15 protein-coding genes and 4 tRNA genes are annotated in these 16,982 nt (G+C 37.0%); 1 reads left to right on the plus strand and 18 read right to left on the minus strand.

What is annotated here, in order from left to right:
• Positions 1–213: 213 nt before the first annotated feature.
• Positions 214–1,413: an enoyl-ACP reductase FabV gene (gene fabV, locus P3L37_RS11635; RefSeq protein WP_109911334.1), complete on the minus strand. Its 1,200-nt coding sequence runs from the start codon at positions 1,411–1,413 to the stop codon at positions 214–216.
• Positions 1,414–1,538: 125 nt separating this feature from the next.
• On the minus strand, positions 1,539–1,853 hold the full coding sequence (locus P3L37_RS11640; RefSeq protein WP_109911214.1) for a DUF1090 family protein: 315 nt from the start codon (positions 1,851–1,853) through the stop codon (positions 1,539–1,541).
• A gap of 168 nt (positions 1,854–2,021) precedes the next feature.
• On the opposite strand from P3L37_RS11640, the gene P3L37_RS11645 reads away from it, so the two are divergent.
• Entirely contained in the window at positions 2,022–2,582 is a 561-nt protein-coding gene (locus P3L37_RS11645; protein WP_109911213.1) for an SMI1/KNR4 family protein, read from the plus strand.
• Positions 2,583–2,608: 26 nt separating this feature from the next.
• Here the strand turns inward: P3L37_RS11645 and P3L37_RS11650 are convergent, their stop codons facing one another.
• The 16 genes from P3L37_RS11650 to P3L37_RS11725 form a co-directional block, all read right to left on the minus strand.
• Positions 2,609–3,169 (minus strand): hypothetical protein, encoded by a 561-nt coding sequence (locus P3L37_RS11650; RefSeq protein ID WP_109911212.1) that lies wholly within the window; start codon positions 3,167–3,169, stop codon positions 2,609–2,611.
• Between the two features lie 124 nt (positions 3,170–3,293).
• A complete protein-coding gene (locus tag P3L37_RS11655) occupies positions 3,294–3,446 on the minus strand; it encodes a hypothetical protein (RefSeq protein WP_042851570.1) in 153 nt (50 codons plus the stop codon).
• Positions 3,447–3,718: 272 nt separating this feature from the next.
• Positions 3,719–3,805, minus strand: a tRNA-Leu gene (locus tag P3L37_RS11660).
• A gap of 126 nt (positions 3,806–3,931) precedes the next feature.
• A tRNA-Leu gene (locus P3L37_RS11665) sits at positions 3,932–4,018 on the minus strand.
• 7 nt (positions 4,019–4,025) lie between these two features.
• A tRNA-Cys gene (locus P3L37_RS11670) sits at positions 4,026–4,099 on the minus strand.
• Positions 4,100–4,122: 23 nt separating this feature from the next.
• Positions 4,123–4,198: transfer RNA gene (locus P3L37_RS11675), tRNA-Gly, on the minus strand.
• A gap of 166 nt (positions 4,199–4,364) precedes the next feature.
• Complete coding sequence (gene pgsA, locus P3L37_RS11680; RefSeq protein ID WP_004263394.1) at positions 4,365–4,913, minus strand: CDP-diacylglycerol--glycerol-3-phosphate 3-phosphatidyltransferase; 549 nt, start codon at positions 4,911–4,913, stop codon at positions 4,365–4,367.
• Between the two features lie 57 nt (positions 4,914–4,970).
• The gene (gene uvrC, locus P3L37_RS11685; RefSeq protein ID WP_109911211.1) at positions 4,971–6,803 is read right to left on the minus strand and encodes an excinuclease ABC subunit UvrC; all 1,833 of its coding nucleotides are present in this window, start codon (positions 6,801–6,803) and stop codon (positions 4,971–4,973) included.
• The gene (locus P3L37_RS11690; RefSeq protein WP_109911210.1) at positions 6,770–7,456 is read right to left on the minus strand and encodes a LuxR C-terminal-related transcriptional regulator; all 687 of its coding nucleotides are present in this window, start codon (positions 7,454–7,456) and stop codon (positions 6,770–6,772) included. Before P3L37_RS11690 ends, uvrC begins: the two co-directional genes overlap by 34 nt.
• A 196-nt stretch (positions 7,457–7,652) precedes the next feature.
• Positions 7,653–8,885, minus strand: coding sequence for a peptidase T (pepT, locus tag P3L37_RS11695; protein ID WP_109911209.1), 1,233 nt, complete (start codon positions 8,883–8,885; stop codon positions 7,653–7,655).
• A gap of 67 nt (positions 8,886–8,952) precedes the next feature.
• Positions 8,953–10,506, minus strand: coding sequence for an AbgT family transporter (locus P3L37_RS11700; protein WP_109911208.1), 1,554 nt, complete (start codon positions 10,504–10,506; stop codon positions 8,953–8,955).
• A 295-nt stretch (positions 10,507–10,801) separates the two neighbouring features.
• Positions 10,802–11,209, minus strand: coding sequence for a phosphate-starvation-inducible protein PsiE (gene psiE, locus P3L37_RS11705; protein ID WP_371021253.1), 408 nt, complete (start codon positions 11,207–11,209; stop codon positions 10,802–10,804).
• A gap of 183 nt (positions 11,210–11,392) precedes the next feature.
• Entirely contained in the window at positions 11,393–11,806 is a 414-nt protein-coding gene (locus tag P3L37_RS11710) for a GFA family protein (protein ID WP_109911206.1), read from the minus strand.
• A 73-nt stretch (positions 11,807–11,879) separates the two neighbouring features.
• A complete protein-coding gene (locus P3L37_RS11715) occupies positions 11,880–12,149 on the minus strand; it encodes a hypothetical protein (RefSeq protein ID WP_109911205.1) in 270 nt (89 codons plus the stop codon).
• Between the two features lie 165 nt (positions 12,150–12,314).
• Positions 12,315–13,802 (minus strand): DUF3999 family protein, encoded by a 1,488-nt coding sequence (locus P3L37_RS11720; protein ID WP_109911204.1) that lies wholly within the window; start codon positions 13,800–13,802, stop codon positions 12,315–12,317.
• Positions 13,799–16,663: a DUF2339 domain-containing protein gene (locus P3L37_RS11725; protein ID WP_110731866.1), complete on the minus strand. Its 2,865-nt coding sequence runs from the start codon at positions 16,661–16,663 to the stop codon at positions 13,799–13,801. The genes P3L37_RS11720 and P3L37_RS11725 overlap by 4 nt, the downstream gene beginning before the upstream one ends.
• Positions 16,664–16,982 lie beyond the last annotated feature (319 nt).

Genomic DNA, 16,982 nt, shown 5'->3' on the forward strand with positions numbered 1-16,982 from the left:
TACTTTTAAAAATGGAGAACTTGTTGGCACAGTAACTGAATTTGATGAAAATGGAGCGATTATTTCTAAAACACTGATCCGTGATGGTAAGGCCATCGTAGTAGAATAATTTAATGAACAAAATAAAGCAGAAGCATATGATTTACAAAATAGCTAAAAAAGAAACCCGCAATTAGCGGGTTTCTAAGATATTAACAATCAAGGACAAAGCGACTAAATCAGCTCTTTTACTTCAAAATTCACTTCACCGCTAAGGTCAGCATCATAATCAACACCGTTTAGACCGAAGCCAAACAAACGGAGAAACTCAGCTTTATAACCTTGGTAATCTGTTAGCTCATTGATGTTATTATCATTCAACTGCTGCCAAATTTCACGACATGTATTTTGAACATCATCACGCAATTCCCAATCATCTAAACGTAGACGATGCTTTTCATCGGTATCTGGCACTGCGTCATTGAATAATTTAGTGGCAAATAAGCGTTGAATTTGTTCAATACAACCTTCATGGATCCCTTTCTCTTTCATGATTTTAAAGACAATAGAGATATATAAAGGCATTACAGGAATTGCAGAAGAGGCTTGTGTTACGACAGATTTTAATACAGCAACATACGCTGCCCCACCCTTAGCTTGCAATTTTTGGTTAATTGCATGAGCCGCACGGTCTAAATCTTCTTTTGCTTTACCTAATGTACCATGCCAATAAATTGGCCATGTTAAATCTGTACCAATATAAGAATAAGCCACAGATTGTGCATTATCAGCTAAAACACCTGCTTCATCTAATGCATTCATCCACAGTTCCCAATCTTGGCCGCCCATGACTTTTACTGTATCTGCAATTTCTTGTTCATTTGCGGGCTCAACAACGGCTTCAATTAGCACATCTTTGTTGGTATCCAGAGCAACAGATTTGTACGGTTCGCCAATAGGTTTCAAGGCCGAACGTACGATTTCACCTGTTTCAGGCATTTTACGCACAGGTGAGGCCAGTGAATAAACTACTAAATCAATTTGGCCTAAATCTTGTTTAATTAAATCAATAACGGTTTGACGGCATTCATCAGAAAAAGCATCACCATTAATGCTTTTCGCATACAAGCCTTCTTCTTTCGCTGCTTTGTCAAAACCTGCAGAATTGTACCAGCCCGCAGAGCCTGTTTTACCTTCACTGCCTGGCTTTTCAAAAAATACACCGATGGTAGCCGCACCGCTGCCAAATGCAGCATTGATACGAGAGGCCAGGCCATAACCGGTAGATGCACCAATAACTAAAACTTTCTTAGGGCCGTTTTTCAGTTCACCACGTGATTTCACGTAGGCAATTTGCTCACGCACATTGGCTTCACAGCCTGCCGGATGAGCTGTAGTGCAGATAAAACCACGAATTTTAGGTTTGATAATCATAGTCATTTTTTCTTGGTAGCTAACAATCAGGGTCTAATATACCTGATATTATCCATTTACTTAAGACAGAGTGAAAATAAATAGGGAGAACAGACCAGTTTATGGCTTATTTTCTCATTAATTATCTATTTTAAATCGTTAAGCGCTTCAATAACACGACGTAATGAATCTAATTCCCGCTCAAGGCTAGTTTCTTTTCCTCTAGAATAATGGTCATATATTCTAGTAGCGCCAGAGTGGCTATCATAACACTTATCACTAATTTTATGGATTTTCTTCCTGATTTTGGACACTTTGTTTTTATTACCATGGTATGAAGCGTGACGCAGTTGCTGCTCTAAACTCATGAGCGTTTTTCCGCAATCATAGTATTTTGAGCCTGCTTGCGAAGAAAATGGGATAAATAGCGCCAAGAGAGCGACTAATAACGTTTTTCTCATGATAATTTCCTGATATAACTCATAAAATAATTTCTACTAGTCCAACATTTATGAGTATTTTCATCTACGAGATTTATCTTAGTTAAATAATCATCGCACTTATGTATAAAATATTGAAAGATAGCTATTCTTGAAACATACACTGTTGAGATGAAGGAATTTATAATCATGTCCCCAGATCAATTCCATGACCGCATGTGGGAAATACTGCAAGATATTAACAAAAATGAATTTCATGCTGTTGCAGCTAAACCTCCTACGGATAAAGCAATTGCCAATTTAGCTACATCCACAGGAATAGCATTACCCAAAGATTTTTTAGCCTTTTCGCAAAAAACTAATGCACTTTGCATCATGGCCCGAGAAGAATTATGGCCTGAAGCTAAATTATTCGATGTTGGCCCAGCGTGGACATTTCATCGAGGTTTAGTCATTTTAGGAATCGAAGCAGAAGATCTTCCTGAATGGGCTAATATACAAAATGCCTATGAAAGTTTAGTTGAACTTTATGAGCTAACCGATGTTTTGCCACTATTAAAAATCATGGGTGACGGTAACCATTATTGGGGCGTAAAACAGGATGGAACTTTTGTTGAAGTTTTCGATGGTGAAGCCACCACTCTCGAATGCAGCTTTATCGACACTTATGCGACAGAAATTAAAGAACTCATCCAGCGGCAAAAAGATATGTGCGAGCTGATAACTAAACGAAATAAAAAACAACATTAGCGTGTGTCAAATAACTTGATAGCCGCTTATTGCGGTTTAGTTGGTATTAAATTATGGATAACCATAACTGAGTAAACAATATCTTTTTTATCGTGAATTTTGCGAAAATGGGCATTACTAACAATACCAACCATAATCTGCATGCCATTTTTTTCATAAACTCGCTTAAATGGCGTTGTTTCGTCATCAGATATTTTATCTAAGAAATAAATATCCCGTTTATAACGCTCGATTGTTTGCTTTGGCAAACCATATGCTTCAAACATTTTCTGGTTAATCGCATCATACTCGGCCAAAATGACTGATTGGTCGCGGCTATCTTTTCCTTGAGAAGAAACTAACATTAATGTATTTTTTTCCCGAGAAAACATCAATAAAAACAGTTTATTTGCTATTTGAGGAGAGTTTTCTGATGAACATAAAGCACCTCCCTCTTCAAATTCAGTGCATTGTAATCCTTTTAAATGCAATTTTTTTATATCAACGGGGGTTTGCCCCCATTTGAACCCATAGGGGGCATCCAATTTTTTCGTTGTACAACCAGAAGCAAACACCAGTATTAACGTAAACAAAATCCCTTTATTCATCACTTCTCAAATTCCAATTAAGTCATCTAATTTGATACTACCAAAAACGAATAATTAATCAAAAATTAACTTTTCTATCATTACATTAAATGACTCGATTAATTTCTGCGTAGTTAAGGCCATCTTATTCTTCTTTACTCTCCTGCTGTTTAGCCTTTGCCATAGCAATTTCTTTCAGCCAATCCGCTAATAAAGGTTTTGTTTTTACTGTGTCTAGTAGTGCTCGTTCGTGTTTCGTTAATCGTACAACAACAACTTCAGTTTTCATGTTAGACATAGCTCGATCCTCTTCAAGAATCAAAATAGTGACACAAAACATCAACAGAACGGTCTGACTTACGGTTTTTTACACGAATTACGCGTTAGCTGACACAACAAAGCAACTTTTGCGCTCTTATAAAAATAATTCATTGAATATAAAGAAGAAATATAACTAACAAACCGATATTAGTTGAGTAGATACAACGAATTTAAAGAGGATTAGATACAAAAAAACCACCTATAGGTGGTTAATTGTTAATTTCAAATCATCACTGATTGAAATTGAGATGGTGCCCAGGGCGGGACTTGAACCCGCACAGCCTAAAGGCCGAGGGATTTTAAATCCCTTGTGTCTACCGATTTCACCACCTGGGCCAAATTGTCTTTCTCACAAACTTGGATAAATTATTAATTTACCCAACTAACCATATATTCAATAACGATGCATAGTGGTTAGCTAACTTAAAATAAAACACTTAATGGTGTTTAATTACTTTAAGATGGTGCCCAGGGCGGGACTTGAACCCGCACAGCCTAAAGGCCGAGGGATTTTAAATCCCTTGTGTCTACCGATTTCACCACCTGGGCTAAATTTTGGAGGCGCGTCCCGGAGTCGAACCGAGCTACACGGATTTGCAATCCGGTGCATAACCGCTTTGCTAACGCGCCTTATCCGAATTTCTTTCGAAATTTGGAGCGGGAAACGAGACTCGAACTCGCGACCCCGACCTTGGCAAGGTCGTGCTCTACCAACTGAGCTATTCCCGCGTAAAGCTTCACTTTTCAGCTTATGCTTTTCAAACTGGCTGATTTACTTATTTATTTTCGTAAACCATGTTGCCGTTCGATGCGTTGCATTCTACTGATTTCACCTATCGAGTCAATACAATTATTGAAATAATTGGATCGTTCGCTGTTTTTTCAATCATTTCGATCACGCTTCGCTCAAATCGCCCCATGCAGCCTTTAAATATTGGAACATTGACCAAAATGTTAAGATAGCAGCCACATACATAAGTGCAATTGAAAGGTTTTCAATTAATGGTGTTGGGCGCCACAATAAACCGACTAATGACATCATTTGAGCTGTTGTTTTAAATTTCCCGATCCAAGAAACAGCCACACTGCTACGTTTACCTATCTCTGCCATCCATTCACGTAAAGATGAAATAATGATTTCACGTGCAATCATAGTTGCCGCAGGTAAAGTCACATACCAAACATCATAACTTTCTGTGACTAACACTAACGCCGTTGCAACCATGACTTTATCAGCAACTGGATCTAAAAAAGCACCAAACTTTGTAGTTTGCTTCCACAATCTGGCTAAAAAACCATCAAACCAATCAGTTACCGCTGCGATAACAAAAATAAGCGCACATGCAAACGGCCCCCAAGTAACAGGGAGATAAAAGGCTAATACAAAAAACGGTATTAGGATGACGCGAAATAATGTCAACCACGTTGGTATGTTTAATTTCATCACGCTCACTAACTTTTTGACCAAGTTGGATATTATGAATATGTTGCCCTAAGACACTCACTGTTTCAATGCATTATAAATCTTTTCTGCAAGGGCGTATGAGATCGAGGGCACTTTTGCGATTTCTTCTATACTTGCATTACGTAAAGGCTGTAACCCGCCCATATATTTTAGCAACATCTGCCGACGTTTTGGCCCAACCCCTTCAATAGATTCTAATGCGCTAGTACTTTTGACCTTTGCTCGTCGTTGTCGATGCCCTGTAATCGCATGATTATGCGACTCATCTCGGATATGCTGGATCACATGCAACGCCGGAGAATCTGGTGGTAATGAAAAACCTTCACCTTCAGGTTTTAAAAATAACGTTTCAAGCCCCGCTTTACGGTCGCTTCCCTTAGCTACACCAATTAGCAATGGGTGTTTTTTATCCCAATCGACCTCAAGTGAATTAAATACATCCCTTGCCTGCCCTAGTTGGCCTTTACCACCATCAATAAAGATGATGTCAGGCACTTTGCTTTCATCAATATGTTTACCATAACGACGCGTTAAGACTTGATGCATCGCCGCATAATCATCCCCCGGAGTGATCCCTGTAATATTATAGCGCCGATACTCTGATTTAACTGGCCCTGATTTATCAAATACAACGCAAGAGGCGACGGTTTGCTCCCCCATCGTATGTGAAATATCAAAGCACTCCATGCGGTTAATATTTTCTAAATTAACGACTTTTGCTAGTGCTGCCATGCGTTGTTGTACCGTCGAGTGTTGCGCTAATTTTGTAGAAAGCGCAATTGATGCATTCGTTCTCGCTAATTTTAAGTAACGAGCCCTCACACCACGCGGCTGGCTTTGAATATTAATTTTACGTCCGGCTATCTCAGAAAGAGACTCCGCTAATAATTCTTTTTCTGTTAATGCAAAATCTAATAATATTTCACCCGGTAGCGTTCTATTTTCGCTGCCTTGTAAATAAAACTGACCTAAGAAGGTTTGCACCACTTCCTCAAGCTGAGTATCTGCTGGAATTTTAGGAAAATAGCTACGGCTGCCAAGGACTTTCCCTTGACGAATAAAAAGTACATGCACGCAAGCAAGGCCAGACTCAAAAGAAACGCCAATAACATCTAGGTCATCGCTGTCCCCAGATACATACTGCTCTTCCGTAACAGCCCTTACCGCTTGAATTTGATCTCTAAAACGTGCGGCATCTTCAAAGCGTAGTTCTAAACTTGCCTTTTCCATACGCTCAACGAGACCCGCCAAAACTTGTTTATCTTTTCCGGTTAAAAATAAACGGACATATTCAACTTGTTGATTATAGTCTTCATCGGAAACCAAGCCTTTAACACAAGGACCTAAGCAACGGCCAATTTGATATTGCAGACAAGGCCTTGAGCGATTTCGATACATGCTATCTTCACATTGACGTATCGGAAATAACTTCTGCATTAACGCCAGTGTTTCTCTCACCGCATAAGAACTGGGGAAAGGGCCAAAGTACTCACCTTTCGCATGTTTCGCCCCTCTATGCATCGAAATTCTAGGATGTGTTTCACTGCTCAAAAATAGGTAAGGATAAGATTTATCATCACGCAGCAATACGTTATAACGTGGTTGATACAACTTAATATAGTTGTGTTCAAGTAATAGTGCTTCTGTTTCAGTATGAGTCACCGTCACATCAATAGAGGCGATTTGCTTAACCAACTGCTCTGTTTTACGACTTCCCACATTTTCACGAAAATAACTGGATAAGCGTTTTTTAAGATCCTTTGCTTTCCCTACATATATGACCGTTTCCCCAGCGTCATACATACGGTATACACCAGGTTGATTAGTGACTGTTTTTAAGAAAGCTTTCGGCTCGAACTGTTCTGACACTCGGATAAACCCTGTTTTGCTGTAATTAAACCATAACTGATGGCTATATGAGTTAATTCTACATCACTACAGATATTAAGTTTACTAAACATTCGATATCGATAGGTATTTACTGTTTTAGGGCTTAAGGAAAGCGACTCTGCCACCCGTTTGATAGGTATCCCTTGAGTAATCATTAACATGATTTCCAATTCACGCCCTGATAATAAATCATATATATCTTGTTGATTGCTATAGATTAACCGCTGGAGAGCAAGGTCTTGCGCGATATCCGGAGAGATAATTCGCCGTTTAACACTCACAATCTGGATAGCTTCAATGAGCTCTTCTTCTGTTACATTGATACTTAATAAACCAAAAATACCGATATCTAGTGCTTTTAAAAAAAATGACGGATTATTTCTGACATTGTATATAATGATCCCAACATCCGGTTGAGTTCTGCGCAGTGTCTGGACTGTTTTTAGTGAATCATAACGGAAGCTATCACTACTGATTAAAATCATATTTGCTTTCTGGCATCTATTCCATGTAATCGCATGTTCCACACCTGGAAAAGAAGCAACAACCTTATAGCGTATATGACGTGAAAAAACTGCCTCAAAACCACGAATTGCAATATTATTATCGTCAATTATTATAATATTAATCAATTAATTCCCCTATTGGATTTTAAAATTAATTGTGAAAATAATAAATGAATAAATAAAAAAGTCATATACACTTTTTAATTTATCTTTGTTTTATTAAAAATAATATTAAATTATAATTTAGGTGAATGACTCATGGAAATTAATAATTAAAGACCACCTTATTAAGTGGTCTTATTATTAAGAGTTAACTGATGCGTTATTTTTTTCCAACTAAACGACAAATAGTTTCTGATACTAGGTAGCTTTTCTCAAAAGAACTGATTGGTAAAAATTCAAAGCATGAGTGGAAATTAAGTGCGCCAGTAAAATAATTTGGGGTTAAGACGCCTCTTGCTGATAAAGCTGAACCATCCGTACCACCACGCATCGGGATCACTTTAGGCTCAACCTTTTGAATTTTCAATGCATCGAAAATTAAATCAATCGCTGTACGATCATCACCTAACGAGTCACTAATATTGCTATACACATCTACAATGCTGCATTCAATTTTTGCTCTTGGATGACGTGCTTTTATTAATTCAATAGCTTGTTCTATAAAACGTTTTCGAGCTGCAAAACTATGGCGGTCAAAATCACGGATCGCCATTTTAATTTTAGCATTATCAGGGTTTGCGATTAAATCTGTGACATAAAAATAGCCTTCGCGATGCTCTGTGTGCTCTGGGGTATCAAAACGGTCAAAACAGCCAATAAAATCATGCGCAACCCGAATAGGGTTCAATAATACATTCTTAGCTGACATGGGATGTGCGGTAATACCTTTAATTGAAACTTCGATAGAAGCTGCATTAAACGTTTCATACACAACCTCACCAAGCGCACAGCAGTCAATAGTATAAGCAAAATCAACATTAAAGCGGGTTAAATCCATAATTTTAGAACCGCGTAGACCAATTTCTTCATCAGGTACAAACGCAACGTAGATATCCCCACAATCAAAATCGGCATATTGCAGTTTATGCATTAATTCCATAACAACCGTTACAGCGGCTTTATTATCAGCACCCAGTACGCTGGTTCCATCACTAAAAATAATATCTTCACCAATATAAGGTGCAGCTTCAGGGTGCTCGGCAGTCTTAAACCAAATGTTTTCTTTTTCATTTAAACATAAATCCTGGCCTTCATACCTCAAAGTTTGAGGCTTAATGATGGGAGATAACCCAACATCGACAGTATCTAAATGAGTCACAAAACCTATTTTTGGCGCTGAAGGCTTATTTCCTGGACGCATTGCATATAAGATGGCATGGTCATCAATATAAACATTTTTCAGACCATAGTTTTCAAGCTCTTGAGCTAATAATTTTGCTAGTTCACGTTGCCCTTCTGTACTTGGAACAACTATGCTTGCTGCGTCACTTTGGCTTTCAATAGCGAGATAGCGGTAAAAACGCTGCTCTAATTGTTTACCTAATTCGTTCATTTCATATTCCTTGCATTGACTATATTTACCCTATCTACTTACTTAATAGATAAGGTATTGGCCCTACTTACTGTGCAGGATGCCATGTGTAACCGCTGTCGAAACCAATTGGGATATCAAAAGCCCAGAACAAATATAATGTTGAAGTCAAAATAATTAATAACCCAACAGTAAACGGGATCATCATTGAGCACAATGTTCCTATTCCTGCATTTTTATAGTATTTTTGACAATACATCAGGATTAACGGATAAAACGGAAACATCGGTGTGCTCACGTTCATTGCTGAGTCACTGACACGAAATGCCGCTTGTGTTAACTCAGGTGAAATTCCCACTGCCATTAGCATCGGTACCAATACTGGCGCCATGATTGCCCATTTTGATGTCGCTGAAGTAATCATGATATTTAAAATAGCGGTTAATAGAATGACGCCAAAAACAGTCATTCCAGATGGCATATCAAGTGTACGTAATAACTCCGCTCCTGAAAGTGCTAATAATGTGCCTAAATTAGAATGTTGAAATGAATATAAAAATTGGGCAGCAAAAAAAGCAAAAACAATAAATGGGATAAGTGACTTAGTAATATTTTCCATTGCCTTAACAACATCTTTTGTTGACGTAAAAGATTTCGTCATATAACCATAAACAATGCCTGGCAAAGCAAAGAAAATAAACAGTAAAGGCACAACGATTTGCATAATAGGTGCTTTAGGGCTAGTTAAGCTGCCATCAGGCCCGCGTAATGGAGAATTCTCTGGCCATAACAATGCAAATAATCCGATACCTAACGCAATTAGCACTAAACCTGAAATACGAAAAGCACGATTCTCAGTGGCCGTAATTTTACCTAAATCTTTTTCAGAATCAGTATCCACTTCGTTTGAATTGATCGGACAATTTTTATTTAACCATGGTTCAACAATCTTTTCAGTGATAAACCAACACGTGAAAATAACCCCAAATGTACCACCCAAACTAAAAAAATAGTTACATAAAACATTTACGCTATAACCTGGCGCTAGCATTTGTGCGGCATCTTGCGTAAAACTTTGCATTATTGGGTCAATAATTGACGGCGTATAACTTGCAGTAAATCCCCCCGCTAAACCTGCAAATGCAGCAGCAATCCCAGCTAATGGATGACGACCACTCGCATAAAACATCATCGCTGCCACTGGCATTAAAATCACATAGGCAGAGTCTGAAGCAATATGAGAAACAATCCCGACAAACACCACGGTAGGCGTTAACATTCTAGGAGAAATAAACGACAACATTTTTTTCAATGCAGTATTAATAAAACCACTGCTTTCAGCAATACCAATACCTAACGTTGCCACTATCGTTATACCGAGAGGAGGGAAATTAATGAAGTTTTTAACTGCCGCAGTAATAAATAATATTATTTCCTCATACTGAAACATATTAACTATAGCAATTTTTTCTTTTGAAATAGGATGGTAATAACTAAAATCTACGAAAGAAAGTAGATAAGATAAAAACCAACATATAATCAGGGCATAAACAAACAGCATAGTCACATCAGGCATAACATTACCAATGCGCTCAACACGGTTTAAGAACCCTTTTTTCTTGGGAAGTGTTTTAGTTGTCATATTTACAAGCTACTTATGTTATTAGAATAGAAACTTTATAACAGTAAATAACCTATATATAAAAGTAAAATACTTTTGTGATTAGTTTTAACAGGATAAACCAGTTGCAAATTAAAACATTAGAATTATTTATATTAATTTTATATTTCAAATATGCTATATCTTAAATTTTATAAACTTATAGGTTTAGATGTAGAATATATCACTTAAGTGTTTGGCTTCGTGGTTACGCATACAAAAAAAGGAATAATAATTACACCTTTTTTTGTATGCAAGTAAATTACACTAATGTATATTATTCACGCTTTAATTTTTCAGTATTTGCAATATAAAGTGCTACAACAAGAACCAAAATCGCCCCTGCATGTAACAGAGTTGTCATTGGGTCACTATGGTCAACAATAATTAAGCGAATAATTGCGGTAATACCTATATATATAAAATACCTTAGTGGGAAGTGATAGCCCGACATAAAATACTTTATTATCAAAGCAATAAACTCAAAATACAGAAAATAAATGACAATACCTTCTAGTAACTCATAAGCCGTTGCTCCTTTTGAGCTACCAAACATTAATGAAGCCATTGTCACTGTTTCTTTAGCTAAGAAGAATACAAGTACAGCAGCGAGTGCTATCAAGCCTATATTTAATATCCATTGCAGTACCCACGCGATATTACTCGCATGACGCATTCCTTTCATACTGTTCATTTTTTATCCCTCTGAACAACTTCTAAGTCTATTTATTACCTTAATTGTAAAACAAATTTAAGTCGTTCGCATGACAAATAAGAACTTAATTTAACCAATAAAATCAAAAAATACAGTCTGAATAGCTACTGCCGAATTGCCTATTTCTTGCTATTAATACTATAACTAGAAACTTTAGTCAGATGATGGGGACATCATTTCCATAATATCCTTCTCTGTCAACATAGGTGTTTTTTCTACAAAGTTATAATACTTAGGCTTGCTATCGATGTAAATTTGCATACTCATTTGCGCATCTTGGCTCTCTTTAAATAAAGCGGCTGATGCATAATATGTTGAAGGTGAAAGTAAATGATAAAAAAGGTGTGAACCACAATTTTTACAAAATGCACGTTCTCCCCATTGAGATGACGCAAAAATTGTCACAGCTTCTTGCCCCTCAATTATTAAATCGTTACCACAATCAACACTAAAACCTGGGCCGCCATTCCATTTTTGGCACATTCCGCAATGGCATACACTGACATGACTAATATCTTTTGTAGTTGTGATTTTTACAGAACCACACAAACATTGGCCTTGATGCATAGAATCCCCTTTATTTTGATCGTAGATTTATAATCTCAATATGAACATGTCCGCAGAAAAGTTAAGTGATGATTTACCTTTCATCTATTCTGAATTGTCGCCCGCTAAAACGTTTATCGTTAACAATACTGCGCAGCTGTGAACTATCAAATTCTTTCGTTTCCCGTTCAAATTCAATATCTGCATCATTTCCATCTGTGTTTTGTAGTACATATTCATACGTCACTTTATTATGCATTGCAATTTCTGTTAATACCGTATTACTCGTAGCTTGGGCAGCTATTGAAAAACCAGTCAAAATAACAACCATAATAAATATACGAGCCAGTAATGTTTTTTTCATCATCATCTCCTATTCTGTTAGAACTGTTTTAGCGCAAATCCCCGTCAGAAAAAACAGACTACAAGTAAGAGTTATCATGATTAAGTAAAGAGATGTCAAAACTGTCAACGACGTAAATTAATACCAAATAGGGAACCATTCCCTATTTGGTTAATAAAAATCTAGTTATAGCTCTTCATTATTTGTTTTATCTGAAGAGTTAACTTCTCTTAATAAATACCAGCAAAAATACCCTAATACTAATATTCCAATAAATAACAATACCCATAAGGTAATTGTCAGCCAGTTAAAATTATCATCAACTGCGTCTGTTGCAGTTAACCTATCTACACCACCCAATTCAATGACTGTATTATCAAGAAAAAGCTGAGGGTAATTCGTCATTAGTTCATCAATGCTATCTGGTTTCCCTATCAGCTGGCTTGTGGTCAATTTATCAAAGCTTGCTTGTTTATTCCCCCAAACAAGCAAATACGGAGCGGGACCTTGTAAATTAAAAATAAGGTTATAAGCATCTCGTTTCCCCGTTAGCCTTGGTGGTTGGTCCTCCCAACTGCCTTTGAGTGCAGAAATTCTTACTTTACCTACCATTTCGCCATAAAGTGTAGTGCTCGGATTACTAACTAATTCACCATCTATTATTTGATTATATGCAACAACATTAGTGAGTAATTTCCAACTTTCACCTCTATCAGATGAATACTCAATTTTTAGTGGGATCACGCGATTTGATTGCTGCAATTGTATTTGTAATTCACTTAATGGCTGAGCTCTTGGCAATTGATATATAACATGGTCTTTTGAAACTCCATCATTGGTCATTTCAAAATGGAATAATTCCTGGCGATAAGTTGAATTAAGTATACTAGAAGTAGCATTTACTTTTAATAAGTCAGGGATAACAATATCAGGGCCACTGACAATCACAGCCATAAGATAAGGTGCATTCAATGCCTTTGAATTACCATTTAATAATTCAATATTATTACTTGCAATAGTTTCAGAATTTAACTTCAAATTCATAATTGGCTGGTTTGTTGCTATATTTAGCCAGTTTTCTTTGTCATCACTGGAAAAAACAAATACCTTTGCCTGCCATTCATTCTCACTTTTAGCCCAGTCTAATGTCAGGTTTTTAATTGGCGTATCTTTGGTTTGACTTTGATTTCTCGTTAATAAATAAGCCTGATAAGCAACATTGTCTTTTACCTGCATACTAGGCAACTCAATTCTATCTACCTTGCCTGGAATAGATTCAACTAATAGATGTTGCCTTTCTCTACGCACATCATCATGAGAATTAACGCTATCAACCTGCGTCACTAAACGTTGTGGCGTAAAAGTCACCTTCTCATTAGAAATGGACTTTTCCGTATCAGAAAATAAGACTGAAGGAATTTCATTACCCGTACCGTTAAAGACGCGAACATCTTGCAAGGTCTTGGGGTACGCTGAATTAATGTATGCATTTACAGGGAGCTCTAACCAATAAAAAGGAGTCGATGTATCGAGTACATTTATTTCTGAGCCTTGATAAAAGCTATAAGGTGTAGTCTCTTCTACTGTCTGCGCATTTAAGTAACTTGAAAACAATAATGACAAAGAGAAGACTACAAAAAACCTTCTTAGCCCGGTATTTTTTATTAAACTCATGATTGTTTCTCCTGTTCGACTTTCCCTTTTGTTTCTTTTGGTGGTAATGGTGAAAAATACCCAACAATTAAAATTAATAATGCAACGCCAATAAATGAAATTGCGCGAGAAATACCACCCTGCCCATAAATATCAATTAAGAATAACTTGGCAATAACACAAGCAAAAATACCGGCTCCCATAAACCACCAAATACGATTTTTCTTAATAGCGGCAATAGTGATACAGGCTAGTGCAGCCAATGCCCAACTGATAGAAAGCACAGTTTGCAATAAGCGCGAATCATAAAGAGTATCATAGTTCCAATTTAGCTCAGCGAAATCTGCTATTGCACGAATTAAGATACCGTTAAACCAATAAGCAGAAAGTGCAATTATAGCCACTAATAAACTACGTAGAATCCAAAAATTAGCCACTGTCATGTTGCGTATTTTTTGAGTGAAACCTTTACGTATTAAAATTAGAGTCGCAATACTAAATAACCCAGCTTCATCTAATGGGTTGATTAACGGCACATAACTCCAAAAGGTCAATTTGCCATCTTCTAAATTCGCATAGCAAGATAATACAATTAACCCCACTGTCACAGGGAGCATTGCATACCAGTAAATTAACCCATTACGTTTCATTGGTGGCATTCTATTTTGTTGTAGCCAATAAAGAACAATCACGGTTAGCGTTATCGCCATGACATAAATAAAATACCCCACTTCGTGCATTCCCCATGGCAAAATGGAGACAAACCAATTCACCTGAGTACCAATAAATGCAAGAATTAGCCATAAATTAGCGCTATGAAGTACTCTTTGCATCCAGCGATCACGAAGTTTATACGCATGAATAACAAATAAAACAGAACTACCCAATACAACTGGCCATATAAGAGAACCTTCGCCACGCCCCATCGGGTTTTGGTCATTTAAGAAATCTAAACCAAGATAATAATATCCCGCAATCCATAGGATGGATTGGCAAAGTAGCAATGGCACCCAATTTATATGGATAGCATATAAACGCCAGAACCAAACAGAAATAACGACCAAAACTAAAATAATAAAGCCTTCAGATTCACGGCTCCATGATAAAATATCCGTAAATAAGGGGAGCCAGCAAAACCAAGTCACCAAGCCAATAATTAAGAAACCATAGCTAAATAAAGTAAAGTTGCTGTCTTCATGACGACGAGTATGGAAAAGCCCTCCGGCCATAAAACATGCGATTAATAGCACTGGCACCATATAAGTACTACTGCGACTCCAATATAAATAAGGATAATCACTTAATAAGGTTATTGCGCTAATAACAATCAATAAAGAGCCAATAGCCGCCATTTTTTTCTGGTTTTGCTGTAAACCGAACCAAAGAATTAACAGCCCTTCTAATGACCAAATAATGGAAGTCCACTCAAATGTTAACGCTAGTGGAATAGCTAAAGTAATAAAACCAGCACCAATAATAATATTCGCTAATGCCATATTTTTGCCAGCAGATTTATAGCGCTTATGTACTTGTGATCCAGTAATCAGATATAACAAACCAACCATCAGTGAAATAAAGGCTGGTAATAGACCTTCCCCTTGTGAAATAAAGAATTGAAGGGCAATACTAATAAAAGGTGGAACAAACAGAAGTGTATTATCAACAATCAGTTGCTTGCTATGTTCAAAACGCAGTGAAAACAGTTGAGTTAAGGCATTAAATACAACTAAATTAGCGATGATAAAGAGTTGGCAAGATAAATAATAGCCTGGTTGGTAATTTTCTAATCCCCATAAAATGGCAACACCATAAGTCATCACCATACCAACTAAATTTAAAGGGCGCCAAGCTTGCCACACACTAATAACCAAAATACCAATGGACAGCATCAGGTAATAAGAGAACAAGACAACATGACTTCCACCGCCAGTAGAAAGCAATACCGGTGCTAAATACCCACCTATTGATGCTAAAACGGCTAAACTAATAGTTCGCTGCAATAATGCCAAAGCTATACTTGCTGCACAAATAAGTAACATAAACGCGAATGCCATTCCATATGGCACTATCGTATATAATTTAAAGGCAGCAAAAATAGTGATATACAAGCAGCCTATCGCCCCTCCTTGTAAAATCAACCCAAATAATGCCTTTTTGTTTCGTAACCACCAGCCAACCCCTAGTAAAGCTAAGCACCCTACTGCACTGAAAATTAACCGCATTTGCGGTGAAATAATTTCATTTTGCACGCTGTAATTCAGTAAATATGCCACACCTAGGAATAACAGTAGGATACCTATTTTCGCAACCGGGTTTCCTTTAAATAGCCAACTAAAGAAATGGCTGAATATTGATTTATCGTGACTAACCGAATGCTGATTGCTTTGATTTGTATTAGGCTTATTACGATTAAATCGATTTGGGTCAATTTGCTGTACTAGCGTGTTATCAAACCTATTTGGATTGGTATTTTCATGAGTAGATTGCTCCCTCATCGGAGCTGAATTCACATTATCAGATAAACCATGTTCTTTTTCAGCTTGCTGGTAAGCAACATGGCTCATCGAGGCAAGCTCTTGAGTTGCTCCCTGTTCGTTGTCTAATTTAACGTCCGCACTAGAAGAGAATTCATTTCCCTCTTGCTCTACAGGCGCATCCTGTATTTCATTTAAAACTGGTTGAGGAGATGCCACACCATAAACGGATATACTCTGCGTATATTTTGCTTTTGAAAGCAAAGTCTCTAATGAGGAAACCTTCTGATTTAACAGCGAAATTTGGTACTGCAACCGACCTGTTCGATTGATGGCAATGATAGCAAGAATCGGAGCTAGCACTAGCAGAAAAACTAATACGAGTCCTACTAGTATCCAAGTATCCACAAATAGGTTTCCTCATAATAAAATTCACAATTGAGAATCTGGAAAATAATGACCACGATTACTGCTAGTGTAAATAGCATTGATCCCCTTGCCAACTAAATGTAATAAACTGTTACAAAATAATTCGTTACATGCTGCTTTTAGGTATACCTTAGACAAAAAAGAAGCGATACTTCCCTTCTTTTATGTATGACTTATTAATACTCCCATTAGTTATTTTAGTAACTAAGAAAACCCTTAATCATCATTTAATGATAATTTCATTCATAAAGAATAGGTAACTGATATAACTATCTATTCTTAATATTCCTTTTTAGAT

Origin of the sequence: Providencia sp. PROV114 (assembly GCF_032704305.1) — a bacterium.
Classification (GTDB): domain Bacteria; phylum Pseudomonadota; class Gammaproteobacteria; order Enterobacterales; family Enterobacteriaceae; genus Providencia; species Providencia rettgeri.